At 73.3% G+C, this 23,779-nt stretch carries 27 protein-coding genes and 1 riboswitch; of the genes, 9 read left to right on the top strand and 18 right to left on the bottom strand.

What is annotated here, in order from left to right:
* Nucleotides 1–73: 73 nt before the first annotated feature.
* Complete coding sequence (locus tag ABIH81_RS15190; RefSeq protein ID WP_349880868.1) at nucleotides 74–823, bottom strand: SIS domain-containing protein; 750 nt, start codon at nucleotides 821–823, stop codon at nucleotides 74–76.
* On the bottom strand, nucleotides 820–1,656 hold the full coding sequence (locus ABIH81_RS15185) for an alpha/beta hydrolase (protein ID WP_349880867.1): 837 nt from the start codon (nucleotides 1,654–1,656) through the stop codon (nucleotides 820–822). Before ABIH81_RS15185 ends, ABIH81_RS15190 begins: the two co-directional genes overlap by 4 nt.
* A gap of 76 nt (nucleotides 1,657–1,732) precedes the next feature.
* Nucleotides 1,733–1,839: riboswitch (TPP riboswitch) on the top strand.
* Nucleotides 1,840–1,913: 74 nt separating this feature from the next.
* On the opposite strand from ABIH81_RS15185, the gene ABIH81_RS15180 reads away from it, so the two are divergent.
* From ABIH81_RS15180 to ABIH81_RS15170, 3 genes are all read left to right on the top strand, one after another.
* Nucleotides 1,914–2,504, top strand: a complete 591-nt coding sequence (locus ABIH81_RS15180; protein ID WP_349880866.1) for an ECF transporter S component — start codon at nucleotides 1,914–1,916, stop codon at nucleotides 2,502–2,504.
* A gap of 109 nt (nucleotides 2,505–2,613) precedes the next feature.
* Nucleotides 2,614–4,119: an ABC transporter ATP-binding protein gene (locus ABIH81_RS15175; RefSeq protein WP_349880865.1), complete on the top strand. Its 1,506-nt coding sequence runs from the start codon at nucleotides 2,614–2,616 to the stop codon at nucleotides 4,117–4,119.
* Nucleotides 4,116–4,916 carry an energy-coupling factor transporter transmembrane component T gene (locus tag ABIH81_RS15170; protein WP_349880864.1) on the top strand — a complete coding sequence of 267 codons (801 nt, stop codon included), beginning with the start codon at nucleotides 4,116–4,118 and terminating at the stop codon, nucleotides 4,914–4,916. The genes ABIH81_RS15175 and ABIH81_RS15170 overlap by 4 nt, the downstream gene beginning before the upstream one ends.
* 11 nt (nucleotides 4,917–4,927) lie before the next feature.
* Here the strand turns inward: ABIH81_RS15170 and ABIH81_RS15165 are convergent, their stop codons facing one another.
* The gene (locus ABIH81_RS15165; RefSeq protein ID WP_349880863.1) at nucleotides 4,928–5,170 is read right to left on the bottom strand and encodes a hypothetical protein; all 243 of its coding nucleotides are present in this window, start codon (nucleotides 5,168–5,170) and stop codon (nucleotides 4,928–4,930) included.
* 369 nt (nucleotides 5,171–5,539) lie between these two features.
* Between ABIH81_RS15165 and ABIH81_RS15160 the strand changes: the two genes are divergently transcribed.
* From ABIH81_RS15160 to gndA, 3 genes are all read left to right on the top strand, one after another.
* On the top strand, nucleotides 5,540–5,908 hold the full coding sequence (locus ABIH81_RS15160) for a hypothetical protein (RefSeq protein WP_349880862.1): 369 nt from the start codon (nucleotides 5,540–5,542) through the stop codon (nucleotides 5,906–5,908).
* 92 nt (nucleotides 5,909–6,000) lie between these two features.
* The gene (locus tag ABIH81_RS15155) at nucleotides 6,001–6,441 is read left to right on the top strand and encodes a hypothetical protein (RefSeq protein WP_349880861.1); all 441 of its coding nucleotides are present in this window, start codon (nucleotides 6,001–6,003) and stop codon (nucleotides 6,439–6,441) included.
* 264 nt (nucleotides 6,442–6,705) lie between these two features.
* Nucleotides 6,706–8,148, top strand: coding sequence for an NADP-dependent phosphogluconate dehydrogenase (gndA, locus tag ABIH81_RS15150; RefSeq protein ID WP_349880860.1), 1,443 nt, complete (start codon nucleotides 6,706–6,708; stop codon nucleotides 8,146–8,148).
* Between the two features lie 81 nt (nucleotides 8,149–8,229).
* On the opposite strand, the gene ABIH81_RS15145 is transcribed toward gndA, so the two are convergent.
* The 4 genes from ABIH81_RS15145 to recO all read right to left on the bottom strand — a co-directional run bounded on the left by ABIH81_RS15145 (nucleotide 8,230) and on the right by recO (nucleotide 10,531).
* Nucleotides 8,230–8,454, bottom strand: a complete 225-nt coding sequence (locus ABIH81_RS15145; protein WP_123110310.1) for a thioredoxin reductase — start codon at nucleotides 8,452–8,454, stop codon at nucleotides 8,230–8,232.
* Nucleotides 8,455–8,595: 141 nt separating this feature from the next.
* Nucleotides 8,596–8,781: a hypothetical protein gene (locus tag ABIH81_RS15140; RefSeq protein ID WP_349880859.1), complete on the bottom strand. Its 186-nt coding sequence runs from the start codon at nucleotides 8,779–8,781 to the stop codon at nucleotides 8,596–8,598.
* A gap of 68 nt (nucleotides 8,782–8,849) precedes the next feature.
* On the bottom strand, nucleotides 8,850–9,626 hold the full coding sequence (locus tag ABIH81_RS15135; RefSeq protein WP_194802397.1) for an isoprenyl transferase: 777 nt from the start codon (nucleotides 9,624–9,626) through the stop codon (nucleotides 8,850–8,852).
* Nucleotides 9,627–9,658: 32 nt separating this feature from the next.
* Entirely contained in the window at nucleotides 9,659–10,531 is an 873-nt protein-coding gene (gene recO, locus ABIH81_RS15130) for a DNA repair protein RecO (protein WP_349880858.1), read from the bottom strand.
* Between the two features lie 102 nt (nucleotides 10,532–10,633).
* On the opposite strand from recO, the gene ABIH81_RS15125 reads away from it, so the two are divergent.
* Nucleotides 10,634–11,485: a DUF4097 family beta strand repeat-containing protein gene (locus tag ABIH81_RS15125; RefSeq protein WP_349880857.1), complete on the top strand. Its 852-nt coding sequence runs from the start codon at nucleotides 10,634–10,636 to the stop codon at nucleotides 11,483–11,485.
* Nucleotides 11,486–11,507: 22 nt separating this feature from the next.
* Here the strand turns inward: ABIH81_RS15125 and ABIH81_RS15120 are convergent, their stop codons facing one another.
* The 8 genes from ABIH81_RS15120 to ABIH81_RS15085 all read right to left on the bottom strand — a co-directional run bounded on the left by ABIH81_RS15120 (nucleotide 11,508) and on the right by ABIH81_RS15085 (nucleotide 18,919).
* Complete coding sequence (locus tag ABIH81_RS15120; RefSeq protein WP_349880856.1) at nucleotides 11,508–12,686, bottom strand: acyltransferase; 1,179 nt, start codon at nucleotides 12,684–12,686, stop codon at nucleotides 11,508–11,510.
* A gap of 150 nt (nucleotides 12,687–12,836) precedes the next feature.
* Nucleotides 12,837–13,733, bottom strand: a complete 897-nt coding sequence (gene era / locus ABIH81_RS15115) for a GTPase Era (protein WP_349880855.1) — start codon at nucleotides 13,731–13,733, stop codon at nucleotides 12,837–12,839.
* Nucleotides 13,730–14,116 carry a cytidine deaminase gene (locus tag ABIH81_RS15110; protein WP_120568509.1) on the bottom strand — a complete coding sequence of 129 codons (387 nt, stop codon included), beginning with the start codon at nucleotides 14,114–14,116 and terminating at the stop codon, nucleotides 13,730–13,732. The genes era and ABIH81_RS15110 overlap by 4 nt, the downstream gene beginning before the upstream one ends.
* Nucleotides 14,109–15,518, bottom strand: a complete 1,410-nt coding sequence (locus ABIH81_RS15105) for a hemolysin family protein (RefSeq protein ID WP_349881113.1) — start codon at nucleotides 15,516–15,518, stop codon at nucleotides 14,109–14,111. The genes ABIH81_RS15110 and ABIH81_RS15105 overlap by 8 nt, the downstream gene beginning before the upstream one ends.
* Nucleotides 15,494–15,967: an rRNA maturation RNase YbeY gene (ybeY, locus tag ABIH81_RS15100; protein WP_349880854.1), complete on the bottom strand. Its 474-nt coding sequence runs from the start codon at nucleotides 15,965–15,967 to the stop codon at nucleotides 15,494–15,496. Before ybeY ends, ABIH81_RS15105 begins: the two co-directional genes overlap by 25 nt.
* A 39-nt stretch (nucleotides 15,968–16,006) precedes the next feature.
* Nucleotides 16,007–17,065 (bottom strand): PhoH family protein, encoded by a 1,059-nt coding sequence (locus tag ABIH81_RS15095; protein ID WP_262015152.1) that lies wholly within the window; start codon nucleotides 17,063–17,065, stop codon nucleotides 16,007–16,009.
* Nucleotides 17,066–17,201: 136 nt separating this feature from the next.
* Complete coding sequence (locus ABIH81_RS15090) at nucleotides 17,202–18,578, bottom strand: serine hydrolase domain-containing protein (protein ID WP_349880853.1); 1,377 nt, start codon at nucleotides 18,576–18,578, stop codon at nucleotides 17,202–17,204.
* Nucleotides 18,575–18,919 (bottom strand): histidine triad nucleotide-binding protein, encoded by a 345-nt coding sequence (locus tag ABIH81_RS15085; RefSeq protein ID WP_349880852.1) that lies wholly within the window; start codon nucleotides 18,917–18,919, stop codon nucleotides 18,575–18,577. The genes ABIH81_RS15090 and ABIH81_RS15085 overlap by 4 nt, the downstream gene beginning before the upstream one ends.
* A gap of 93 nt (nucleotides 18,920–19,012) precedes the next feature.
* Here ABIH81_RS15085 and ABIH81_RS15080 point away from each other — a divergent pair, with 93 nt between their 5' ends.
* Nucleotides 19,013–19,774 (top strand): SDR family oxidoreductase, encoded by a 762-nt coding sequence (locus ABIH81_RS15080; protein WP_349880851.1) that lies wholly within the window; start codon nucleotides 19,013–19,015, stop codon nucleotides 19,772–19,774.
* 149 nt (nucleotides 19,775–19,923) lie between these two features.
* Here ABIH81_RS15080 and ABIH81_RS15075 read toward each other — a convergent pair whose 3' ends face one another.
* From ABIH81_RS15075 to hrcA, 3 genes are all read right to left on the bottom strand, one after another.
* Nucleotides 19,924–20,658 carry a 16S rRNA (uracil(1498)-N(3))-methyltransferase gene (locus ABIH81_RS15075; protein WP_349880850.1) on the bottom strand — a complete coding sequence of 245 codons (735 nt, stop codon included), beginning with the start codon at nucleotides 20,656–20,658 and terminating at the stop codon, nucleotides 19,924–19,926.
* Nucleotide 20,659: 1 nt separating this feature from the next.
* Nucleotides 20,660–21,805, bottom strand: a complete 1,146-nt coding sequence (gene dnaJ / locus ABIH81_RS15070; RefSeq protein ID WP_175438744.1) for a molecular chaperone DnaJ — start codon at nucleotides 21,803–21,805, stop codon at nucleotides 20,660–20,662.
* Between the two features lie 73 nt (nucleotides 21,806–21,878).
* Nucleotides 21,879–22,901: a heat-inducible transcriptional repressor HrcA gene (gene hrcA / locus ABIH81_RS15065; RefSeq protein ID WP_013287975.1), complete on the bottom strand. Its 1,023-nt coding sequence runs from the start codon at nucleotides 22,899–22,901 to the stop codon at nucleotides 21,879–21,881.
* Between the two features lie 232 nt (nucleotides 22,902–23,133).
* Between hrcA and ABIH81_RS15060 the strand changes: the two genes are divergently transcribed.
* Entirely contained in the window at nucleotides 23,134–23,778 is a 645-nt protein-coding gene (locus ABIH81_RS15060; RefSeq protein WP_349880849.1) for a DUF4870 domain-containing protein, read from the top strand.
* Nucleotide 23,779: the final 1 nt, after the last annotated feature.

Below are 23,779 nucleotides of genomic sequence, written 5' to 3'. Positions count from 1 at the left end.
GACGGCACGGCCGGCGGGGAGACACCCACCGGCAGCACCGCCTGTGCCCCGTCCGGGCGATCACGAAACCGGTTCAGGAACCGCGGCGGATGCGGCCCGCGTACCGTGCCTCCAGCTCGGCGTTGTGCTCGTCGCCGCCGGTGATGTTCGCGGACAGGTAGACCGGCGGGCGCTGCCCCGCCGCGACCAGCCGGGCCACCACCTCGGCGACGATCTGCTGGGCGAGCAGGGCCGCGGTGATCGAGGAGACCGCGCCGACCGCGCCACCGCCCGGTAGCGGCAGCGTGGCGTCGCCGTACGGGGCGCCGTTGTCCAGCACCACGTCGGCGAAGTCGGCGAGCTTGCGGCCGGACGGGTGCCGCGAGGTCATCCGGGCCGAGTGCTGCGCCGAGGTGATCGCCACCAGGCCGTGCCCGCGTTCCTTCACGATGGACGCGAACTCGACCATCGCCCCGTTCACGCCCGAGTTCGAGGCCAGCACGAACACGTCCTGCGGCCGGATCGGCGCCAGCTCGTAGAGGCGGTGCGCCACGGCCGGGTCGCGTTCCAGCTTCGGGCCGAGCACGTCGGCCGGGTCGCCGCCGATCAGCACCAGGTCACGCAGCGCGATCCGGTTGGTGGGCACCAGCCCACCGGCCCGCCCGGCGATCTCCATGGCCAGCGCCTCGGAGTGCCCCGTACCGAACGCGTGCACCACAGCGTCGGCCCGCAGCGCCGCCGCGATCAGGTCGGCCGCGTCGGCCACGTTCTGCCGCTGCTCGGCGGCCACCCGGCCGATCGTCTCGGTCACCACCGCCAGGTACGCGTCGGCGCTCACCGTCATGCCTCCTCCGTTCCTGCGCACCGGGCGAGGATCGCCTCGGCCAGCGGGCCGGGCGCCTCGTCCGGGATCCAGTGGCTGACCCCGGGCAGCACCACGAACCGGTAGTCACCCGTGACGTGCGCGGCGCACGCCTGCGCGGCCGTCCGGCCGATCGCCACGTCCTTGTCGCTCCAGACGAACGTGGTGGGCACCCCGACCGGGGCGACCGCCTTCATGTCCGTCCCGGTCATCGCGCGGTACCAGTTCAGCGCCGCCGTCAACGCCCCCGGCTCGCGCATCGGCTCGGCGTACCGGGTCACCGCGCCGGCGTCGCCCACGCCGCTCAGCAGCTTGCGCAGCGTGGCGCCGTGCCACGCCAGCAGCACCTTCTCCGCCGTACCGGGCTTGCGGAACAACGCGATGTAGGCGGACTTGACCTTCTGCCGTCGGTCGGTGGCGAGCGCGTGGCCCATGGCGGCCGGGTGCGGCACCGACACCGCGGTCAGCGTCCGGACCCGCTCCGGGTGCGCCGCCGCCAGGCCCCACGCCACGATCGCGCCCCAGTCGTGGCCCACCACGTGTGCGCGGGTCACCCCGAGCGCGTCGAGCACCGCCGCCGCGTCGGCCACCAGCTCCGGAATCCGGTACGCCCCGACGTCCGCCGGACGCGCGCCGGGCGAGTAACCACGCTGGTCGAGCGCGTACGTACGCAGCCCGGCGGCGTGCAGCGCGGGCGTGACCGCGTCCCACTCCCCGGAGTGCTGCGGGAAGCCGTGCAGCAGCAGGACCGGATCACCGCCCTCGGGGCCGCCGGCGCGTACCTCGAACGTCAGTCCCCGCGCATCCACCAGCATGATCGCCACCATACCGACACTCGCCCTGCTGGGCCGGGGCCCGTCGTCGGTGCTAGCGTCTGCGACGAGACAACTTCACATCCGACAGGGGAGCGCACAGCGCTGAGAGTGCGGGCCGGTGCCCGCAGACCCTCGAACCTGATCTGGGTAATGCCAGCGCAGGGAGTTCGGTCGACCTCCAGCCGCGTCGCCGTCCGGTGACCACCGGGCGCGGCGTGCGTCTTCTCCTGGTTCACCTCGACGAACTGGGAGCCACCATGAACCACACCGACAGCAACCGCTGGCGTACCGTCGACATCGTCGTCGCCTCGGTCATCGCCGTCGCCTTCGGCGTCGTGTTCCAGCTCTGGAACATCCTCTGGAAGGGCAGCGACGGGCCGTTCGCCTTCTTCGCCCCGCTGCAGTCGGTGATGTACGGCGTCTGGCTCATCCCGGCCGTGCTGAGCGCGCTGATCGTCCGCAAGCCGGGTGCGGCGCTGCTCACCGAGACCGTCGCCTCGACCGTCTCGGTGCTGCTCGGCTCCCCGTACGGCGCGATGGCGATCCTCCAGGGCGCGGTGCAGGGCCTGGGAGTGGAGAGCGTCTTCGCGGCCACCCGGTACCGCAGCTACCGGCCGGTCACGGCGGCGCTGGCCGGGGCGGCGGGCGGCCTCTTCGCCACCGTGTTCGACGCCCTGTACTGGTACCCGGGCACGAGCTGGACGACCTTCCGGCTGCCCTACATCGCCTTCGGTGTGCTCAGTTGCCTGCTGGTGGCCGGCCTGGGCGCGGTGGCCCTCACCCGCGCGCTGGCGAACACCGGCGTCCTGGACCGCTTCCCCGCCGGCCGCGACCGCGCCCTGGTCTGAGGCCTCACCCCCGCCCGGTGATCAAGGAGTTTGCGTCCGCCGGGCACGGTTCTCCGGACGCGAACTCCTTGATCACGCAGGCTGGGCCGGGAGAGGGGGTGGGTGGTCGGTGAGCGGGGTGGTTCTGCGGGGGTTCGGGTGGCGGCATGGGGGGCGCAAGCGCTGGGCTCTGCGTGGGGTGGATCTACGCGTGGAGAGCGGCGAGCGGGTGCTGCTCCTCGGTGCCTCCGGGGCCGGTAAGAGCACGCTGCTGGCGGCGCTGGCCGGGCTGCTGCCGGAGGACTCCGGCGAGCAGGAGGGCACCGTCGAGATCGACGGGCTGGATCCCCGCAAGGCCCGCGAGCGCGTCGGCATCGTCTTCCAGGACCCGGAGACCCAGCTCGTCATGGCGCGCTCCGGCGACGACGTGGCGTTCGGGCTGGAGAACCGGGGCGTACCCGCCGGGGAGATCTGGCCCCGTGTCGACGAGGCACTGGGCCGGGTCGGCTTCCCGTACGACCGGGACCGCCCGACCGTCGCGCTCAGCGGCGGCGAGCAGCAACGGCTGGCGCTGGCCGGCACGCTCGCCCTGCGCCCCGGACTGCTCCTGCTCGACGAGCCCACCGCCAACCTCGACCCGGCCGGCGCCACCCTGATCCGCCGGGCCGTCGCCAACGCCCTCGACCCGGACACCACGATGGTCCTGGTCGAGCACCGGGTCACCGAGGCGCTGCCGCTCGTCGACCGCGTCGTGGTGCTGGAACCCGGCGGCGGGGTACGCGCCGACGGGCCACCCGAGACGGTCTTCGCCGCGCACGGCGACGCCCTGGCCGCCGCCGGGGTCTGGGTACCGGGCCACGTCGCGCCACCCCGGCACGCCACCACGCCGCCCGGCGACGTGCTGCTCACCGCCGACCGGCTCGGCCTCCCACCCCGGCTCGACCCCACCGATCTTCGGGTACGCGCCGGCGAGGCGCTCGCCGTCCTCGGCCAGAACGGGGCCGGCAAGTCCACACTGGCGCTGCTCCTGGGCGGCCTGCTGCGACCCGGAACGGGCACCGTCACCGCGTCCGCCGAACTGGCCGGGCGGGACGCGCGTACTCCCCCGCACCGCTGGCGGGCACCCGCGCTGGTACGCCGGATCGGCTCGGTGTTCCAGGATCCGGAGCACCAGTTCGTCACCGCCACGGTGCGCGACGAGCTGGCGCTCGGGCCGCGCCGCACCGGCCGTCCCGAGACGGCGGTGACCGCCACCGTGGACGAGTTGCTGCACCGGTTGCGGCTGGACCGGCTGGCGGGCGCCAACCCGTACACCCTCTCGGGCGGCGAGGCGCGGCGGCTGAGCGTGGCGACGGCCCTGGCCACCGCGCCCCGCCTGCTGATCTGCGACGAGCCCACGTTCGGCCAGGACCGGCGGACCTGGCTGGAGCTGGTCGACCTGCTCGCCGAGCTGCGCGACGCCGGGCACGGCCTGGTCGCGGTGACCCACGACGAGGACTTCGTGGCCGCGCTGGCCGACCGGACGCTCACCCTGCACCGGTCACCGTCCGACGCGGAGCACTCCCCCGGCGGGCGGCCCTCGGCCGGCGCCGAGCGCTCGGGCGACGATGGTCCGGCTGCCGGACGTGCGCCGTGATCGGCCTCGAACCGGTCGCCGCACCCGGCGCTCCGCTGGCCCGGCGCAACCCGGTGGCGAAGCTGGCCGCCGCGCTGGTCTTCACACTGATCCTGGTGGCGACGCTCGACCCGGTGGCCCCGGCCATCGCCATCGCCGTCGAACTCGCGGTGCTGCCGCTGTTCGGCGTCCGCTACCGGGTGCTGGCCCGCCGGGCCTGGCCGCTGCTCGCCGGCGCCGTCGGCATCCTGGTCACACTCGTGCTCTTCGCCGCCGATCGCTCCGGCCCGGTGCTGCTCCAGGCCGGCCCGGTCCTGGTCACCGAGGGCGTGCTGGTCACGGCGCTGGGCCTGGTGCTGCGGATGCTCGCCGTGGCGCTGCCCGGCATCGTCGTGTTCGCCACCACCGACCCGACCGACCTGGCCGACGCGCTGATCCAGAACGCGAAGGCGCCCGCCCGGTTCGCCATCGGGGCGCTCGCCGCGTTCCGGATGGTGCCGCTGCTGGAACAGGAGTGGCGGATGATCAGCATGGCCCGGCGGGCCCGCGGCGTCGACGCCGGCCGCAACCCGGTGGCCAAGCTGCGGCTGTTCGCGTCCACCGCGTTCACGCTGCTGGTGGGCGCGATCCGGCGGGGCACCCGGCTGGCCGTGGCGATGGACGCGCGAGGCTTCGACGCCGGCATCCCGCGCACGGTGGCCCGCCCGCAGCGGTTCGGCCTCGCCGACGGGCTGTTGATCACCGGAGCGGCGCTGCTGGCCGGTGCGGCGCTGCTGGTCAGCGTGCTGCTCGGCACCTTTCGGCCGCTGATCGGGTGACCACCCAGCGGTCAGCTCGGCGACCGCCGAACAGGCCGGGCGTACTGGCCGCCGACGACCAGAACGGCTGCCATTCCGGCCAGCGACGGCAACATCCACCACCAGCCGAACGGGCTGCCGTCGTGCACGCCGGAGATCCACGCGGCGCTGATCGCAATCACTCCGGTCAGCAGGAAACCGGCGAACGGCGGCGCCATCAGCCGTGCCGCCAGCAGGCGGCGGTGTCGCCGGCCGGCGCCGGCTGCGGCGTACATGGCCCGTTGCCGAACCTGGCTGGTCGAGATGACCGTGCCGACGCTGACCCAGAGCAGGCAGACGGCGGCCGCACCCGCCGCCGCCGTCCAGACACCGACAGTCAGTTCGGGAACGGCGTGGTCAGGGCCAGGACGAGACGCCTTGACGCGGGCGCGGCACCGGCCGTCGAGATCGGCACCATCGCGGCCGGCACGGTGAGGGCCAGCAGGACAGCACCCGGTACGGCGGCCTCGACCGGCAGAGCAGCATGCAGGCGAGACCGACGGCGGCGAGGCTGAGGGCCAGCCGGGACGCGATCGCCAGGAGGGGCCGTACCGAGGGCGGTACCGCCAGCCCCAGACAAGGACGGTCCGGGGACGGCGAACATCGTGCAGTCCTTCACGAACGGCGGAGGCTGGCCGGTTCCCCTTCGGACCGGCAACAACAGCTTCGGGGAGCAGCACATCCGCATCGGCGGCAGCACCCGGAACACCGCCAACCACGAGCTGACCAGTTTCGCGAAGACCCAGTGGGCCGCGGCTCTCAAGAAGTCCTGGATCGAGGGCCGGTTCCCCGGTTCGGAGGTCTACAGCCACAAGTACGAGACCCCCGGGGGCACCAACCGGACCATGTGCGTGGTCGTCGACACCAACGATTTCACGTACTCCGGCTCCAACTACGGCGACAAGGGGATCATCACGGCGTTCTGGATCGCCGGGCACTACTCCACCGCCACCTGCAACAGCAGCCCGGGCTGATCCCGGACGGCGAACTACAGTTGATGACCGGTGTGTCGCGGGCTCGACCGGAGCCCGCGACACACCGGCATTGCCGAATGAGAGGGCGAGCGGTGTCACGCAGCATCACCGGGCACGTTCATTTCAACCCGGACCGTTCCATGCGCCTCGTGCTCGCCGGGCCGGACGGCCCGGTCGACGCGGGAACCACCCGGCGCTCGGCGGAACTCGGCCAGATGGCACAGGACGCCGCTGCCCGCATCTACGGATCCGGCCCGGTGGACGTTTCGCTTCTGGTGGACCGGCCGCCATGGCTACGACCGGGAATGATCGTACGGATGCCCGCCTCAGCCGACCCCGGGGAAGCGACTCGGCACCCCTACGGTCAGGTGGTCGATTTCCTGCCGGTCGGCGGCGTGGTCGTATGGCATCCCGAGAGCAGCGCGGGCATACACGCTCCGGAAGATCTCGTCGTCTGCGATCCCGCGTCCGTGGATCCGCGCATCGTCGGGGAGATATCCGACCACACCGGTATTGCCGCCACCTTCGAATGACCGTTTCGACGTTCGCCCGGCGAGCCGTTGAACCGATCAGGGGTGGCCTACGGCGGCACCCCTGATCGGTTCATTCAAGCGGGATCAGATGTCGCGAAGGTTGATCCCCACCCGCTCGACCGCAGAGGCGGAACCGCCGGGGCCGTGGCACGGGAGCGCACCGGGAGCAACCGGGAACTCGCCGTCAGCACACGACCCGGTCCGCTGCTCGGCCGGCCGCGATACGGTCACAGGACGCAGCACGGACGAGAGGTGGCGGTACGCATGGCAGAGCAGGCGACGGCGCAGATCGGGGTCACCGGTCTGGCGGTGATGGGCCGCAACCTGGCCCGGAACCTGGCCCGCAACGGCTTCGCCGTGGCGGTGCACAACCGGTCGCCGGAACGTACCCGCAGGCTGGTCGCCGAGCACGGCGACGAGGGCACGTTCGTGCCGTCGGAGTCGCTCGCGGACTTCGTCGGCTCGCTGGAGCGGCCCCGCGCGGTGATCGTGATGGTGAAGGCCGGCGCGCCCACCGACGCCGTGATCGACGAGCTGGTTCCGCTGCTGGAGGAGGGGGACATCATCGTCGACTGCGGCAACGCGCACTTCGCCGACACCCGCCGCCGGGAGGAGGCGCTGCGCGCGTACGGGCTGCACTTCGTCGGCACCGGCGTGTCCGGCGGCGAGGAGGGCGCGCTGCTCGGGCCGAGCATCATGCCCGGCGGGTCGGCCGAGTCGTACCGCAAGCTGGGGCCGATCTTCGAAAAGATCGCCGCGCATGTGGACGGTGAGCCCTGCTGCCGGCACATCGGGCCGGACGGCGCGGGCCACTTCGTGAAGATGGTGCACAACGGCATCGAGTACGCCGACATGCAGCTCATCGCCGAGGCGTACGACCTGTTGCGGGCCGGCCTGTCGGCGAGCCCGGCGGAGATCGCGGAGATCTTCCGGGAGTGGAACGGCGGCGAGCTGGGGTCGTTCCTCATCGAGATCACCGCCGACGTGCTCGGTCACACCGACGCGGCGACCGGCCAGGCGTTCGTGGACGTGGTGCTCGACCAGGCCGAGCAGAAGGGCACCGGCCGCTGGACCGTGCAGAGCGCGCTGGACCTCGGCATCCCGATCACCGGGATCGCCGAGGCCACGTTCGCCCGGTCGCTGTCCGGGCACGCCGACCAGCGGGAGGCCGCCCGCCGCGTGTTCGGCGACGCGGGCGAGAAGTGGCAGGTGGACGACCGGGAGACGTTCGTCGAGGACGTGCGCCGCGCGCTGCTGGCCAGCAAGATCGTCGCGTACGCGCAGGGGTTCGACCACATCCGGGCCGGCAGCCGGGAGTACGACTGGGGCATCGACCTGGGCGGTACGGCCACCATCTGGCGGGGCGGCTGCATCATCCGGGCCGGCTTCCTGGACCGGATCCGGGAGGCGTACGACGCGGAGCCGGAACTGTCGACGCTGCTCGCCGCGCCCTGGTTCGCCGAGCGGGTCAGCAACGGCGTACCGGCCTGGCGACGGGTGGTGGCCGACGCGGCCCGGGCGGGCGTGCCGGCCCCGGCCTTCGGGTCGTCGCTGGCCTACTTCGACGGGCTGCGGGCGCAGCGGCTGCCGGCCGCGCTGATCCAGGGCCTGCGGGACAACTTCGGCGCGCACACCTACCACCGGGTGGACCGGGACGGCTCGTTCCACACGCTCTGGGCGGGCGACCGCTCCGAAGTGGAGGCGTGAGCCGCGCGGGCGTGGGCCGCATCGACACGGGCGTTGGCCGCATCGGAACCAGCCCGGGCCGCCCCAGCCCCGGAGTGCGGCTCACCAGGCCCGCTGACCGTCCGGCTCGGGCGCCCATCCGGCGGCCGGCTCCCCCGACGCCAGCTCGCCGATCTCACCGGAGCGGACGGCCGGGGTGTGCCCGAGGTCGGCGCACCACCGCTGCGCCACGTCGGCGCACAGTGCGGCGACCGCGTCCCGGCGGGCCGGTTCCACCAGGTCGGCGACGGCCAGGGCCGCAGTCATCTCGTACCGGAGATCGCGCATCCTCCACCCCCCGTGGTGGGCGCGAGGCGCGCCCTGCGCCGATCGTAGAGCGGAACGCCCCGCGCCCGGCGGGAAAGCCGGATGCGGGGCGTCACGCTCGGGCCGGACGTCGGCCGCGGCCACCAGGGCCGAACATCGCGGTCAGAAGAACCGGCGATGCTTGGCCTTCTGCGGCCGCACCAGGTCGGCTCCCTTGGTCAGCAGACGGCTCACCCCGGACGGGCCGCGACGGGCCTCCAGGGTGTGGCTGAGCCGGCGCGCGCCGGCCGCCGCCAGCGGCACGGCGACCGCCATGACCGCCCACTGCGCGATCCGCTTCTGAATCATGTGGTTCACCTCCGCGTTTGCTGTCTACCGGTACGGGTACCCAGCGCGGCGCGTCGGTAAGCGTGACGTCAGGCGCCCGGGGCGACCGGGTTGGGCAGGGCGCCGCCGAAGCGGCGGTCGCGCTGGGCGTACAGCTCGCAGGCGTACCAGAGGTGGCGGCGGTCGAAGTCGGGCCAGAGCGTGTCCAGGTAGACCAGCTCGGCGTACGCGGTCTGCCAGAGCAGGAAGTTGGAGATGCGCTGCTCGCCGGAGGGGCGCAGGAACAGGTCGACCTCGGGCACCTCGGGGTGGTAGAGGTAACGCGCCACCGTCTTCTCGTTGACCTTGGCCGGGTCGAGCTTGCCGGCCGCCACGTCGCGGGCGATCCCGGCGGCCGCGTCGGCGATCTCGGCCTGGCCGCCGTAGTTGACGCAGAACTGCAGCGTCAGCGTCGAGTTGCCACGCGACATCTCCTCGGCGGTCTGCAGCTCGGAGATGACGCTCTTCCAGAGCCGCCCGGCCCGGCCCGACCAGACCACGCGTACGCCCAGGTCGACGAGCTGGTCCCGGCGACGGCGGATCACGTCGCGGTTGAAGCCCATCAGGAAGCGGACCTCGTCCGGCGAGCGCCGCCAGTTCTCGGTGGAGAACGCGTACGCGGACAGGTAGGGGATCCCCATCTCGATCGCGCCTTCGACCGCGTCGAACAGGCTGTGCTCGCCCTGCTCGTGCCCCTTGGTGCGGGGCAGGCCGCGCTCCTTGGCCCAGCGGCCGTTGCCGTCCATCACGATGGCGACGTGCCGGGGCACCGCGGCGGGCGGCAACGCCGGCGGACGGGCGCCGGAGGGGTGCGGGGTCGGCGGCACCGGCTCGCGGCGGGTCGCCCTCGTCGATCGGATCACTCGGTCATCTCCCTGTTCACACCGGCGACGGGCCCGGCGCCGGAGCGCGGCGGGACCACATCCGGCCCCGCGCCGCCGGGCGGCGGGACCGCGCCGGACGCCGGGGCACCCCGGTCGACCAGCGGCAGCGAGCGTAGCGCGCGCTCCAGATGCCACTGGAGGTGAGCCGCGACCAGCCCGCTGCACTCCCGGCGTACGCCGGTCTCGGCCGCGTCGGCGTACCCCCAGTCGCCGGAGGTCAGCGCGGACATCAGCTCCAGCGTGGCCGGCGCGGGGTGGGCGGCGCCGGGCGGCCGGCAGTCCGGGCAGACCGCGCCGCCGGCCGGTACGGAGAACGCGCGGTGCCGGCCCGGCTCGCCGCAGACCGCGCAGGCCGCGAGCGCCGGCGCCCAGCCGGCGAACGCCATGCCGCGCAGCAGGTACGCGTCGAGCACGAGCGTGGTGGCGTGCTCGCCGCGGGCCAGCGACTTCATCGCGCCGAGGGTGAGCTGGAACAGCCGCAGCGACGGCTCGCGCTCGACCGGGGTGAGCCGCTCGGCGGTCTCGGCGATCGCGCTGGCCGCGGTGTAGCGGGGGTAGTCGCCGAGGAACCGCTTGCCGTACAGCTCGATCGCCTCGACCTGGCTGACGGTGTGCAACGAGCTGCCCTGGTTGCCCTTGGGGTCACCGGCGAGCTGGAGGTCGACGTGCCCGAACGGCTCCAGCCGCGCGCCGAACCGGCTCATGGTGCGCCGCACGCCCCGGGCCACCGCGCGCAACCGGCCGTGCCGGCGGGTGAACAGCGTGATGATCCGGTCGGACTCGCCCAGCTTCTGCACACGCAGCACCACCGCGTCGTCGCGGTAGAGCTGTCGGCGGTACCCGGCCATCAGGCCATTCTCCCTCCGGGTGCGATCTCAGGGTCGGCTCGGGGTGCACCGTCGGGCGATCCCCGATGTGCCGGGGGTTCGGCCGGACCTAGTGTGCTGGCCATGGCTTCGCTCCGCACCGCTCCCCGGCCGCGCACGGGTTTCCAGGCACGCACTTCCTTCCGGGCACGCACGGGTTTCCAGGCACGCGGCGTGGTGGCCGCCACCGCGGCCACCGCCCTCATCGTCCTCGCCGGGTGTGACACCCTCTCGTTCCGCCGCCTCGACTTCGACCAGACCGAGCGGACGAAGATCACCAAGATCACCGTGGACGACGACGGCGCCGGCGACGTCGTGGTCCGGGCCAACGGCCCCGCGGACCAGGTACGCGTCAAGCGCGTGGTCCGCTACCAGGGCGACGAGCCGAACAGCCGGTACGAGATCAAGGGCGACGAACTCGTCCTGCCCACCGACTGCGGGCACCGGTGCAGCATCTCCTGGGAGGTGACCGCGCCGCCCGGCGTGGTGGTGCGCGGCGGCACCGGCTCGGGCAACGTCGACCTCAGCGACGTCGGCGCGGTGGAGTTCACGCTCAGCTCCGGCGACCTGACCATCAGGGGTGCCACCGGCGAGGTCCGCGCGTCCACCACGTCGGGCAACATCCGGGTCGTCGAGGCGGCCGGCCCGGTGCGGCTGCGGGCCCGCTCCGGCGACATCGAGGCCCGGCGGCTCGCCTCCGCGGTCGACGCGGAGACCACCTCCGGCAACATCGTCGTCGAGCTGGACGAGCCGGCTCCGGCCCGGGTGCACGCCACGAGCGGAGACGTCGACCTGGCCGTACCGGCGGGCCGCTACCGGGTGCGGGCCACCGCGACGTCCGGCGACACGGACGTGCGCGTCACCGACGACCCGACCGCGTCGGTGCAGCTCGAAGCGTCCGCCACCAGCGGCAACGTCACGGTCAGCACCCGCTGAGCGGGCCGTACCCGATGGTGGCTCAACCGGGCGCGTCCCGCCGGGACGCCGGGACGCCGCCGTCCGGGCCGGGACGCTTGGGGGCCTCGGCCGGGCGGCGCGGCGCCGGCACCCGGGCGCCGACGCCCACCAGCGCGTCCTCCGCCCCGGCGGGGGCCGGGCTGGCCGGAGCGGCCGCCGCCCGGCCGGCCACGGTCCGCCGCGGCTTGCCCGGGAGCAGTTCCGGGGTACGCCGGGCGGCCACGTCCTCGACCCAGCCGACGAGCAGCGTCACCACGCCGACGAGCGCGAAGACCAGCCCCACCCGCAGCCACAGGCCGACCGGGTCGCGCGGCGACCAGCCGACCAGGCCGACGAGCGGGGTGAGGAGCACCACGAACGGCATGTGCCAGAGGTAGACGGTCAGCGCGCGCCGGTTCACCACCGTGACCGCCCGGCCGAGCACCGGCACGCGGTCGACCCAGGTCACCCCGGCCGGCGCCCGGCCGATCGCCACCAGGATGAACGCGGCCGACCAGAGCGCGTTGCCGAGCGGGATGTCGTTGATGTCGTACCCGCGCGGGCCCGGGTGGGTGACGATCCAGGCCAGCCCGGCGGCGCCGACCACAGCGGCCACCGGCAGCAGCACCCGGTTGCGCATCCGGCGCAGCAGCCCGTCGTGGTGGGCGAAGCCGAGCAGCCAGGCGCCGAAGTAGAGGCCGAACTCACGCAGCACCGTCGGCGGGTTCGCCAGGACGCCGGCCTCGATCGCGGCCAGCAGCAGGTACGGGGCGGCGAGCGTGGGCAGCGGCGCCCGGCGGAACAGCCAGAGCACGAGCGGCGAGGCGAGCACGAACCACAGGTAGTCCCGCAGGTACCAGATCGGGCTCAGCGCCAGCCCACCCCAGTAGTTGGCCGGCGGGTCGCTGATCGGGAACAGCCAGAGCAGCACCTTCGGGCTGAACGGCAGCCCGGTGAGCAGCATGGCCGGCACGAAGACCGCGGCGACCACCCACAGCGACGGCAGCAGGCGGCGCAGCCGGCGCCCGACCGCGGGCACCCCGCTGCGGTCGAGTGACGCCGCCATCAGCGACCCGGCCAGGGCGAACATCACCGACATGGCCGGGAACACCAGCGTGAGCGTGGCGTAGCCGGTGACGTGGTAGGTGACGACGCGCAGGATGGCCAGGAAGCGGAGCAGGTCCAGATAGCGGTTTCGCATCAGCTCACGGCGGGGTCCGGGGGCAGAGACAATGGTCCCTACCCTGCTCCCGGACGCTGTGAAACAACCAAGAACACCTATGGAAAGTGAGATGTCCCATAGGTCTGGCTGATCCTGATCACCCGCCGCCGGGCCCGCCCCGGCCGCCTGTCAGAAGCCCAGCTTGCGCAGCTGCTTCGGGTCGCGCTGCCAGTCCTTCGCCACCCGTACGTGCAGGTCGAGGTAGACCCGCGTGCCGAGCAACTCCTCGATCTGCCGCCGGGCGGTGGTGCCCACGTGCTTGAGGCGGCTGCCCCGGTGGCCGATGACGATGGCCTTCTGGCTGGAGCGCTCCACGTACACGTCGGCGTAGATCTTGGTGAGGTTGCCCTCCGGGATCATCTCCTCGACCACCACCGCGATGGAGTGCGGCAGCTCGTCGCGTACGCCCTCCAGCGCCGCCTCGCGGACCAGCTCCGCCACGAGCACCTGCTCCGGGTCGTCGGTGAGCATGTCGTCCGGATAGAGCTGCGGTGACTCCGGCAGATACCCGGTCATCACGTCGACGAGCGTGTCGACCTGGTGGCCGGCAACCGCGCTGACCGGCACCACGTCGGCGAACTCGCCCAGCTCGCTCACCGCGAGCAACTGCTCGGCCAGCCGCTTCTTGTCGACCAGGTCGGTCTTGGTGACCACCGCCAGCACGGTGGCCCTGAGGCTGGCCAGCTCGCCGGTGATGAAGCGGTCGCCCCGCCCGATCGGCTCGTTCGCCGGGACGCACAGGCCGATCACGTCGACCTCGCTCCAGGTCTCCCGGACCAGGTCGTTGAGGCGCTCGCCGAGCAGCGTCCGGGGACGATGCAGGCCCGGGGTGTCGACGAGCACGAGCTGCGAGTCCGGCCGGTGCAGCACCGCCCGGATGATGTGCCGCGTGGTCTGCGGCTTGTTCGAGGTGATCGCGATCTTGGTGCCGACGATCGCGTTGGTGAGCGTCGACTTACCCGCGTTCGGCCGCCCGACGAAACAGGCGAAACCGGCCCGGTAGGGGCGCGCCTCGGGCGTGGTCACTCGACCACCGTGCCGAGGACGGTGCCGTCCGGCGCGGCCACGTGCACCGGCGCGTCGGCGGACAGGTCACGCACCGCGGCGTGCCCGGCCCCGTCCAGGGTCGACGCCTCGGTCACCACCACAGCGGCCTCCAGCCGGCTCGCGCCCGCCGCCACCGCCGAGGCCACCGCGAGCTGGAGCGCGGTCAGGGTCAGCGACGGCAGCGCCACGCTCGCCGCCGCGTACGTCCGGCCGTCCTGGTCGCGGACCGCGGCGCCCTCCACGGCCGCCACCCGGCTCCGCGCGCCCCGGGCCAGGACGACGAGCTTGGCGTCCTCGGCGCTCAGCTCGGCCGGGTCGGCGGGGGTGGGCAGGGCAGCCGGTACGGCGGGTGACTCAGGCATCGGCGGGTTGCCTCTCCTCGGAACGGTTGTTGTCGCCACGGGAATCGGGCGGCTCGCTTCGGTTGGTGCCCTCCGGCGCGTCACCCCGGTCGACCCGGCTCACCAGAACCGAGTCGATCCGGTTACGCCGGCCGGTAGTGCCCTCGGCCACCAGCCGCAGGCCGGCCACCTCGGCCGCGGCGCCCGGGATGGGCACCCGGCCGAGCGCCTGGGCGAGCAGGCCGCCGACCGTCTCCACCTCGTCGGTGGGCAGCTCGGTGTCGAACAGCTCGCCCAGATTCTCCACCGGCAGCCGCGCGGTCACCCGCACGGCCCCGTCCGGCAGGTGCTCGACCGGCGGGCGCTCGACATCGTACTCGTCGGTGATCTCCCCGACGATCTCCTCCAGGATGTCCTCGATGGTGACCAGCCCACCGGTGCCGCCGTACTCGTCGACCACGATGACCAGGTGGTTGCGGGCCGCCTGCATCTCCGAGAGCAGGTCGTCCACCGGCTTGGACTCCGGCACGAACGTGGCCGGGCGCATCAGCTCGGCCACCGGCATCTGCCGGGCGCCCTGGTCGCCCTGGACCCGCCGGATCAGATCCTTGAGGTAGAGCACACCGAGGACGTCGTCGACGTTCTCGCCGATCACCGGGATGCGGGAGAAACCGGAGCGCAGGAACAACGCCAGCGCCTGCGCGAGCGTCTTGCGCTCCTCGATCCACACCATCTCGGTACGCGGCACCATCACCTCCCGGGCGATGGTGTCGCCGAGCGCGAAGACCGAGTGGATCATCTGGCGCTCGCCGTGCTCCACCACCCCGCGCTGCTCGGCCAGGTCGACCAGCTCCCGCAGCTCCACCTGGGTCGCGAACGGCCCCTCGCGGAAGCCCTTGCCGGGGGTGACCGCGTTGCCGATCAGGATCAGCAGCGACGCCAGCGGGTTGAGCGCGCGGCCCAGCCAGCGCACCAGCGGCGCGACCGCGCGGCCGACCGCGTACGCGTGCTGGCGGCCGAGCGTACGCGGACCGACGCCGACCACGACGAAGCTCACCACAGTCATCGCGCCGGCCGTCACCAGCGCCGCCCGCCAGCCCGCGCCGAACGTGTCGACAGCCACCAGCGCGACGAGCGTGGTGGCGGTCAGCTCGGCCAGCAGGCGCAGCAGGAGCAGCAGGTTCAGGTGGCGGACCACGTCACCGGCGACCGCCTGGAGGGCACGTCCGCCGCGCGCGCCGTCCCGGGTGAGCTCGGCGGCACGGGCCGGGGAGACCGCGGCCAGCGCCGCCTCGGTCATCGCGATCAGGCCGGCGAGCACCACCAGCCCGGCGGCGAAGACCAGGAGCTGGAGATCGGGCAGACCGGCGGGGGCGCGGACCGCCGCCAAGGCGTCCATCACTGCGACCGGGTCGACCGCCAGCTGGCCAGCAGCCGGGCCTGGAGGCCGAACATCTCCCGCTCCTCCTCGGGCTCGGCGTGGTCGTAGCCCAGCAGGTGCAGCACGCCGTGCACGGTGAGCAGGTGCAGCTCGTCGGCGGCCGAGTGCCCGGCCGCAGCGGCCTGCTTGGCCGCCACCTCCGGGCAGAGCACGATGTCGCCGAGCAGCGCCGGCTCACCGCCGGCCGGGGTGCTCTCGCCCGGGCCGTGGTCGACGCTGCCCTCGTCCATGGGGAAGGCGAGCACGTCGGTCGGACCGTCGCCACCCATCCAGCGGTGGTTCAGCTCCGACATGTATTCGATGTCGACGAGCAGCACGGACAGCTCGGCGAGGGGGTTGACCCCCATCTCGTCGAGGGCGTGCCGCGCGACGGCGAGCACGGCGTCGGTGTCGACGTCGACACCCGACTCGTTGGCGATCTCGATGGACAACTGTCTTCCTCTGATGATGTGACGGCTTCCGCCGGCAGGTCAGCGGCGCCGGCCGGCCCGGCCGCCCTGGGCGGTGCGCCCCGGTACGGCGTGCACGCTCTGCGCCTGCTGGTTCTCCCGCTCGGCGTCCCAGCGGGCGTACGCGTCGACGATGTCGCCCACCAGCTTGTGGCGCACCACGTCGGAGCTGGAGAGCTGGGCGAAGTGCACGTCCTCGACGTTGTTCAGGATCTCCCGGACCACCCGCAGGCCGCTCGTCGTCCCGCCGGGAAGGTCCACCTGGGTGACGTCACCGGTGACGACGATCTTGGACCCGAAGCCGAGCCGGGTGAGGAACATCTTCATCTGCTCGGGCGTGGTGTTCTGCGCCTCGTCCAGGATGATGAACGCGTCGTTGAGCGTGCGGCCCCTCATGTATGCCAGCGGCGCGACCTCGATCGTGCCGGCGGCCATCAGCTTGGGGATGGTCTCCGGATCGAGCATGTCGTGCAGCGCGTCGTAGAGCGGGCGCAGGTAGGGATCGATCTTCTCGTTCAGGGTGCCGGGCAGGAAGCCCAGCCGCTCCCCCGCCTCGACCGCCGGCCGGGTCAGGATGATCCGGTTGACCTGCTTGGCCTGGAGCGCCTGCACGGCCTTCGCCATGGCCAGGTAGGTCTTGCCGGTACCGGCCGGGCCGATGCCGAAGACGATGGTGTGCGCGTCGATCGCGTCGACGTACTTCTTCTGCCCCAGCGTCTTGGGACGGATGGTGCGGCCGCGCCGGGAGAGGATGTTGAGCGTCAGAACCTCGGCGGGCCGCTCGGCGCCGCCCTGCTCGAGCATGCCGACGGTACGCCGTACCGCGTCTGTGGTCAGGGTCTCGCCTTTCTCGATGAGTTCGAGCAGCTCACTGAAGAGCCGCTCGGCGAGGGCGTTGTCGGCGGGGGCGCCGGTGATGGTGATCTCGTTGCCGCGGACGTGGACGTCACTGTCGATCGAGCGCTCGACGAGCCGCAGGATCTCGTCGCCCGCGCCGAGCAGGTTCACCATGATCTTCTGGTCGGGGACCGTGATCCGGGTCTGCACACGCGGCGTGCCGGGAGGTGGGGTGCCGGTCATAGGTCGGGCCCGTCGGGCCCTGCGCCACCTGCTCTCCGCTTCTCGGGCGCCGGGCCCTGCTGGCGCGGCGTACGGTTACCTCCCATCGTATCGGGTCGGCACCGTACGCACCGCGCCCATTTCCGGTGCTCGCCGCTCAGTCGCCGACGCGGAAGTCGTAGCCGTCGAAGGTCTCCTGCGAGCGGGTGAAGCGGTAGGTCGCCCAGTGCATCCGGACCACGACGCCGTGCTCGTCGCGGGTCAGCCGCAGCAGCTCCCCCGCCTCCCGGCCGGAGACCGTGCGGAACACGTCCGGCCGGTCCGGCAGCGGCGCGAACACGGCGGGCGGCTTCCCGGCCGGGTCGTCCGCGCCACGCGCCCGCAGCGTCCCGTCGTGCCAGGAGAAGACGTACTCGAAGCCCTCGCCCCACCAGCGGCCCAGCACCCCGCGCAGGTGGGCCGGGGCGGGCGGGCCCGGACGCCACGGCTCGATCTCCGCCGGGTCGTGCTCGGCGGCGGCGGCGAGCAGGCGGTGGGGCAGGTCGAGCACGTCCACGCCGGTGCCGGACGAGCCGAGCACCGCGGCGCCCATCGCCCCGGCGGTGCCCTGCCCGCCGCGCCGCCCGTAGACGGCGGCGAGGAATCCGGGCATCGCGCCGTCGTGGCCGACGTGGGTCACCCGCTCCGGCTGCGGAACCAGGATCAGGCCCAGCCCGAATCCGGCCGACCAGACCGACTCGTCGGTGGGGGTGAGCGGCCAGCGCATCTCCTCGACCGTCGTCGCGGCGAGCACCGCGCCGTCCGGGTCCACCGCCGCCGGGTCGGCCAGGAAAGCGGCCCAGCGGGCCATGTCCGTCGCGGTGCTCCAGAGCTGCGCGGCGGGGGCGACCGCGCCGAAGTCGGCGGGTGGTTCCGGGTGGGCCTCGTCGGAGTACGCGTCGACCAGGAACCCGGTCGCGGCGCGCTCGGTCGGGTGCGGGCCGGTGGCGCTCAGCCCGAGCGGAGTGAGCACCCGGTCGGCCAGCACCTCGGCCCAGGTGCCGCCGCGCAGCCGGGCGACCGCCTCGCCGAGCAGCGCCAGGCCGAGGTTGGAGTAGTGGAAACGCCGGCCCGCGGGCAGCACCCGCTCGACCCGGGCCAGGTCGGCCAGCAGCTCGTCGACGGCCGGGGCACGCAGGCTGTCCCACACGTCGCCGTGCGGCTCGCGTTGCAGTCCGGCGGTGTGCGACAGCAGCCGGCGTACGGTCGCGTCGCCGTGCGCGGGCAGGTCGAGGTGCCGCCCGATCGGGTCGTCCAGGTCGAGCAGGCCGTCGTCGCGGCACTGCATGACGAGCGCCGCGGTGAAGGTCTTGGTGACCGAGCCGATCCGGAACACCGTCTCCGGCCCGAGCGGGGTGTCGTTGCCGGTGTCGCCCACGGTGCAGGTCCAGAGCGGCCGGTCGGCCCGGTGCAGGGCGGCCGACACCGCCGGGATCCGCCCGGTGGCCTGGGCCTGGCGCACCATCCGGTCGAGCCGGCCGGAGACGTCGGTCATCGGCAGAGCATCGGGCCGAGCGGCGCGCCGCCGAGCAGGTGGGCGTGCGCGTGGAAGACCTCCTGGCCGCCGTACGGGCCGGTGTTGAACATCAGCCGGAACCCGTCCACGGTCAGGCCCTCCTCCTCCGCGACCACGGCGGCGGTCTGGAGCACCTCGCCGGCCAGCTCGGGCGCGTCCTGGGCCAGCGTGGCCACGTCCGCGTAGTGCTCCTTCGGGATCACCAGCACGTGGGTGGGCGCCTTCGGGTCGATGTCCCGGAAGGCCAGGGTGGTGGCGGTCTCGCGGACGATGGTGGCCGGGATCTCCCCGGCGACGATCCGGCAGAACAGGCAGTCCATCGCAGCAGTGTAAGGAAGGGCCCCTTCTTAACGCCTCCGGTAGGGGAAGGGCCCCTTCCTAACACCTCCGCCCGGTGCGGCAGGATGGCCGCCATGTCGGGACGGGCGGTGCTGGTGACGGGGGCCTCGCGGGGCATCGGACGGGCGGTGGCGCGGGCGTTCGCCGCCGGTGGCGACCGGGTGGCGGTCCACCACCGGGACTCGGCCGACCTGGCCGAGCGGCTGCGCGCCGAACTGCCCGGCGACGGACATGTGGTGGTACGCGCCGACCTGGCCGACGCCGACGCGGTACGCGCCATGGTGGACGAGGCGGCCCAGCGGCTCGGCGGCCTCGACGTGCTGGTGAACAACGCGGGTGTCTTCGGGCCGGCCGATCCCCCGCACCCGGTCTTCGAGAGCAGCTACGAGCAGTGGCGGACGCGGTGGCGGGAGGTACTCGACATCAACCTGGTCGGCGCGGCGAACGCCGCCTGGTGCGCGGCTCAGCACATGCGCGACCGCGGGGGCCGGATCGTGAACGTCTCGTCCCGAGGCGCGTTCCGGGGTGAGCCGGCCAACCCGGCGTACGGGGCCAGCAAGGCCGGGATGAACGCGATGGCCCAGTCGCTGGCGGTGGCGCTGGCGCCGTACGGCATCGGGGTGGCCTGCGTGGCGCCCGGCTTCGTCGAGACCGACATGACGAACGAGCACCTGAAGAGCGAACGGGGCGAGGCGGTACGCGCCCAGTCCCCGTTCCACCGGGTGGCCCGGCCGGAGGAGATCGCGGCGGCGGTCCACTGGCTGGCGAGCCCCGAGGCCGAGTGGGCGTCCGGCACCATCATCGACCTCAACGGCGCCTCCTACCTCCGCTCCTGACCCTTCCCGCCGCCGCCCTCACCCCCGCGATCTTGCACTTTCGGCCCTGGCAAAACGCTGCAAAAGAGACGCAATGCGAGCCGAAAGTGCAAGATCGGCGCGCGCATGGGCGAGGCGCGCAAGGGCGAGGGCGCGGGCGGGCGGGCGGGTTACCAGTGGGACAGGCGGGTGGCCAGGACTGTCAGGGCTGCCACGCCTGCCGTGGACGTGCGCAGGACGGACGGGCCCAGGCGGACCGTACGCGCTCCCGCGTCGGCGAACGCGGCCAGCTCGTGATCGGCGATGCCGCCCTCCGGGCCCACCACCAGGACGATCTCCCCGGCGGCCGGCAGGTCGACGGTGGTCAGCCGGTCCCGTGCCCCCTCGTGCAGCACGAACGCGCCGGCCGCGCCGGCGATCCGGCGGGCCACCGAGGCGGTGGACTCGTCCGGCGCGCCGGCCACCACCGGCAGCCACGGGCGGCGGGCCTGCTTGGCCGCCTCCCGGGCGGTGGCCACCCACTTCTGCCGGGCCCGGTCACCCCGCTCGCCGCGCCACTGCGCCACCGAGCGGGACGCCGCCCAGGGCACGATCTCGTCCACGCCGACCTCGGTCATCGCCTGCACGGCGAGTTCACCCCGGTCGCCCTTGGCGATGCCCTGCACCACGACCAGCCGGGGCACCGGCGCGTCCGCGTACCCCCGGCCGGTGACCCGCAGGTCGAGCGTGCCGCGGCCGACGGCGGTGACCACCGCGGCGGCGGTGCCGCCCCGGCCGTCGGCGAGCACCAGCTCCTCGCCGACGCGCAGCCGCTGCACGGTGGCCGCGTGGTGGCCCTCCGGGCCGTCGAGCGTCAGCGTGTCACCGGTGGGCAGCGCCTCGACCAGGAACAGCGGCGCCGACACCTCAGGCGTGCCCGTTGAAGGCGTCGCGCATCCGGGAGAAGAAGCCGCCCTGCTTGGTCAGCTCGGCGACCTCCTCGCCGCGGGTCTTGGCGAAGTCGCGCAGCATCCGCTCCTGGTCGGCGTCCAGCTTGGTCGGGGTACGCACGTCCAGGTGCACGTAGAGGTCGCCCCGGCCGGTGCCGCGCAGGTGCGGTACGCCCCGGGCCCGCAGCCGCAGCGTGCTGCCGGGCTGGGTGCCGGGCTTGACGTCGACCGTCTCCTCGCTGTCCAGCGTCTTGATGGTCAGCCGGGTGCCGAGCGCGGCGGCGGTCATCGGCACCGTCACCCGGCAGTGCAGGTCGTCGCCCTTGCGGGAGTAGACGTCGTGCGGCCGCTCGTGGATCTCGACGTAAAGGTCGCCGGCGGTGCCACCACCGGGGCCGACCTCGCCCTGCTGGGCCAGGCGGATCCGCATGCCGTCCTCGACCCCGGCCGGGATCTTGACGGTCAGCGAGCGGCGGGTGCGCACCCGGCCGTCACCGGCGCAGGTCGGGCAGGGGTGCGGGATGGTGGTGCCGTAGCCCTGGCAGACGGTGCACGGCCGGGCGGAGACCACCTGACCGAGGAAGGTCCGCTGCACCGACTGCACCTCGCCCCGGCCGCCGCACGCCTCGCAGGTGGCCAGGTGGGTGCCGGCGGCGGTGCCGGCGCCGGAGCAGGTGGTACAGAGCACGGCGGTGTCGACGGTGATCGGCGCCTCGACGCCGAACGCGGTCTCGTTGAGGTCCAGTTCCAGGCGCAGGATCGCGTCCGCGCCGGGGCGGGTACGCGGACGCGGGCCCCGGCTGCCGCCCGCGGCGCCGCCGAAGAACGCGTCCATGATGTCCTGGAAGCCGACGAACGGACCGGCGCCGCCCGGGCCGCCGGGACCGCCCATGCCACCGCCGCCCGGGGCGAGCGGGTCGCCGCCCAGGTCGACGATCTGCCGCTTCCGGTCGTCCGAGAGGACCTCGTACGCGGCGTTGATGTCCTTGAACTTCTCCTGGGCCTCCGGGTCCGGATTGACGTCCGGGTGGAACTGCCGCGCCAGCTTGCGGTAGGCACGCTTGATCTCGTCGTCGGAGGCGTCCCGGCTCACACCGAGAATGCCGTAGTAGTCCCTGGCCACTGCGTTAGGTGTCCTCATGTTCGTCTCGCGTCGCTCCGGTCGTCGGCCGGAACCGGCCGTCGGCCCTGACTGGTCAGTTCTGGGCCAGCAGTTCGCCCACGTAGCGTGCCACGGCCCTCACCATGGCGATATTGCCGGGGTAGTCCATCCGGGTCGGCCCGAGCACGCCGAGTCCGCCGACGATCGTGCTGCCCGGTCCGTAGCCGGTGCTGACCACCGAGGCGGCCCGCAGGTTGTCGAATTCGTTCTCGTCGCCGATGAGCACCCGGGTGGTGCTCGGCTCGGTCTCGCCGATCAGCTTGAGCAGCACGACCTCTTCTTCGAGCGCCTCGAGGATGGGCCGCAGCGAACCCTGGAAGTCGAGCAGGCCACCGCGGGTGAGGTTGGCCTGCCCGGCCAGCGCGAGGCGCTCCTCGTGCCGTTCCACGAGCGTCTCCAGCAGCACGGTGGAGAGCGTGGTCATGGCCGGGCGCAGATGCGGCGCGGACTCCTCGACGAGCGCCTGCACCAGCGGCGGCGTCTCGGCGAGCTGGCTGCCGACGAGCTTCTCGTTCACCAGCCGGCGCAGGTCGGTCACGTCGTCGGCGGGCACCGGGGCGGGCAGCTCGACCAGCCGCTGTTCGACCCGGCCGGTGTCGGCGATCATGACGACCATCAGCCGGGTGGTGGAGATCGGAACCAGCTCCAGGTGGCGCACCTTGGAGCGGGCCAGGCTGGGGTACTGCACCACGGCGACCTGCCGGGTGAGCTGGGCGAGCAGCCGGACGGTGCGGTGCACCACGTCGTCCAGGTCGACGGCGCCGACCAGGAAGCGCTCGATCGCCCGGCGCTCGGCCGGGCTGAGCGGCTTGACCCGGGAGAGCCGGTCGACGAAGAGACGGTAGCCACGGTCGGTGGGCACCCGGCCGGCGCTGGTGTGCGGCTGCCGGATGTAGCCCTCCTCCTCCAGCACCGCCATGTCGTTGCGCACCGTGGCCGGCGAGACGCCGAGCTGGTGCCGCTCGACCAGGGCCTTGCTGCCGACCGGCTCCTGCGTGGCGACGTAGTCCTCGACGATCGCGCGCAGCACGGCGAGTTTGCGGTCGTCGAGACCCATTCCCCACCTCCTGACGCACCTCGGTCGAGCCGGCGCGCGGCATCCGCCGGGCGGCTGGCACTCGACTGTAGCGAGTGCCAGTCTACGTCGGCACCCCCGCCGACGCGATGATCGCCCGACGGACCTGCGGTGCGGCCCGCCACACGGCGCGGCCCACCAGGGCCGAACAGCCGGTCATCGTCGGTCTGTGTCGCTCTGGTGCGGGTTGACCGGTGCACCTACCGTGGCGACCATGACTGAACCTCCTCGCCCTCCCGGGGCAGGGGACTCCGGCCCCCAGCCCGACCCGTCGGCGCCCTACGGTTCGCCGGCCGGCGAACCACCCACCGCTCCACTGTCCGGCGCGCCGGGCGCGGGCGGCTATCCCCCGCCCGGTGACTATCCGCCCCCGGGTGGCTACCCGCCTCCGGGCGGTCAACCTCCGCCGGGCGGCTACCCGCCCCCGGGTGGCTACCCCCCGCCGGGCGGCACGCCGGGCTACGGCGCCGGCTACCCCGCCGGTGGCGGGTACGGCCCGGCCGGATACGCCAACAACGACGAGAAGACCTGGGCGCTCGTCGCGCACTTCGGTGGCGCCGCCGGTGTCATCGTCGGCGGCGGTCTGCTCGGCTGGGTCGCGCCGCTGATCGCGCTGATGACCCGGGGTCAGCAGTCCCCGACGGTCCGCGCGCACGCGGTCGCGGCGCTGAACTTCCAGATCACCTGGGCCATCGCCGGCGTGCTCGCCTGGGTGATCACGATCATCAGCTGCGGGATTTTGTTCTTCGTCCCGATGCTGGTCTGGCTGGTGCCACTGATCTTCGGGATCATCGGCGGGGTCAAGGCCAACGACGGCGTGCTCTACCGCTACCCGATGAGCTACAGCTTCACCAAGTGAC

Origin of the sequence: Micromonospora sp. HUAS YX12, assembly GCF_040215685.1 — a bacterium.
GTDB classification, from domain to species: Bacteria; Actinomycetota; Actinomycetes; order Mycobacteriales; family Micromonosporaceae; genus Micromonospora; species Micromonospora tulbaghiae.
This window is presented reverse-complemented; position numbering and strand designations above follow the sequence as displayed.

Excerpts from the sequence above, each read along its gene's own strand:
- recO (WP_349880858.1), bottom strand. The coding sequence starts at position 10,531 with ATGGCCGGGTACCGCCGACAGCTCTACCGCGACGACGCGGTGGTGCTG.
- ABIH81_RS15145 (WP_123110310.1), bottom strand. The coding sequence starts at position 8,454 with ATGCGCGATCTCCGGTACGAGATGACTGCGGCCCTGGCCGTCGCCGAC.
- ABIH81_RS15085 (WP_349880852.1), bottom strand. The coding sequence starts at position 18,919 with ATGGACTGCCTGTTCTGCCGGATCGTCGCCGGGGAGATCCCGGCCACC.
- ABIH81_RS15090 (WP_349880853.1), bottom strand. The coding sequence starts at position 18,578 with ATGACCGACGTCTCCGGCCGGCTCGACCGGATGGTGCGCCAGGCCCAG.
- ABIH81_RS15120 (WP_349880856.1), bottom strand. The coding sequence starts at position 12,686 with ATGCGAAACCGCTATCTGGACCTGCTCCGCTTCCTGGCCATCCTGCGC.
- ABIH81_RS15080 (WP_349880851.1), top strand. The coding sequence starts at position 19,013 with ATGTCGGGACGGGCGGTGCTGGTGACGGGGGCCTCGCGGGGCATCGGA.
- gndA (WP_349880860.1), top strand. The coding sequence starts at position 6,706 with ATGGCAGAGCAGGCGACGGCGCAGATCGGGGTCACCGGTCTGGCGGTG.
- ABIH81_RS15110 (WP_120568509.1), bottom strand. The coding sequence starts at position 14,116 with ATGCCTGAGTCACCCGCCGTACCGGCTGCCCTGCCCACCCCCGCCGAC.
- ABIH81_RS15140 (WP_349880859.1), bottom strand. The coding sequence starts at position 8,781 with ATGATTCAGAAGCGGATCGCGCAGTGGGCGGTCATGGCGGTCGCCGTG.
- ABIH81_RS15095 (WP_262015152.1), bottom strand. The coding sequence starts at position 17,065 with ATGACCGGCACCCCACCTCCCGGCACGCCGCGTGTGCAGACCCGGATC.
- ABIH81_RS15165 (WP_349880863.1), bottom strand. The coding sequence starts at position 5,170 with ATGTACGCCGCAGCCGGCGCCGGCCGGCGACACCGCCGCCTGCTGGCG.
- ABIH81_RS15060 (WP_349880849.1), top strand. The coding sequence starts at position 23,134 with ATGACTGAACCTCCTCGCCCTCCCGGGGCAGGGGACTCCGGCCCCCAG.
- hrcA (WP_013287975.1), bottom strand. The coding sequence starts at position 22,901 with ATGGGTCTCGACGACCGCAAACTCGCCGTGCTGCGCGCGATCGTCGAG.
- ABIH81_RS15185 (WP_349880867.1), bottom strand. The coding sequence starts at position 1,656 with ATGCTGGTGGATGCGCGGGGACTGACGTTCGAGGTACGCGCCGGCGGC.
- ABIH81_RS15190 (WP_349880868.1), bottom strand. The coding sequence starts at position 823 with ATGACGGTGAGCGCCGACGCGTACCTGGCGGTGGTGACCGAGACGATC.
- ABIH81_RS15125 (WP_349880857.1), top strand. The coding sequence starts at position 10,634 with ATGGCTTCGCTCCGCACCGCTCCCCGGCCGCGCACGGGTTTCCAGGCA.
- ABIH81_RS15180 (WP_349880866.1), top strand. The coding sequence starts at position 1,914 with ATGAACCACACCGACAGCAACCGCTGGCGTACCGTCGACATCGTCGTC.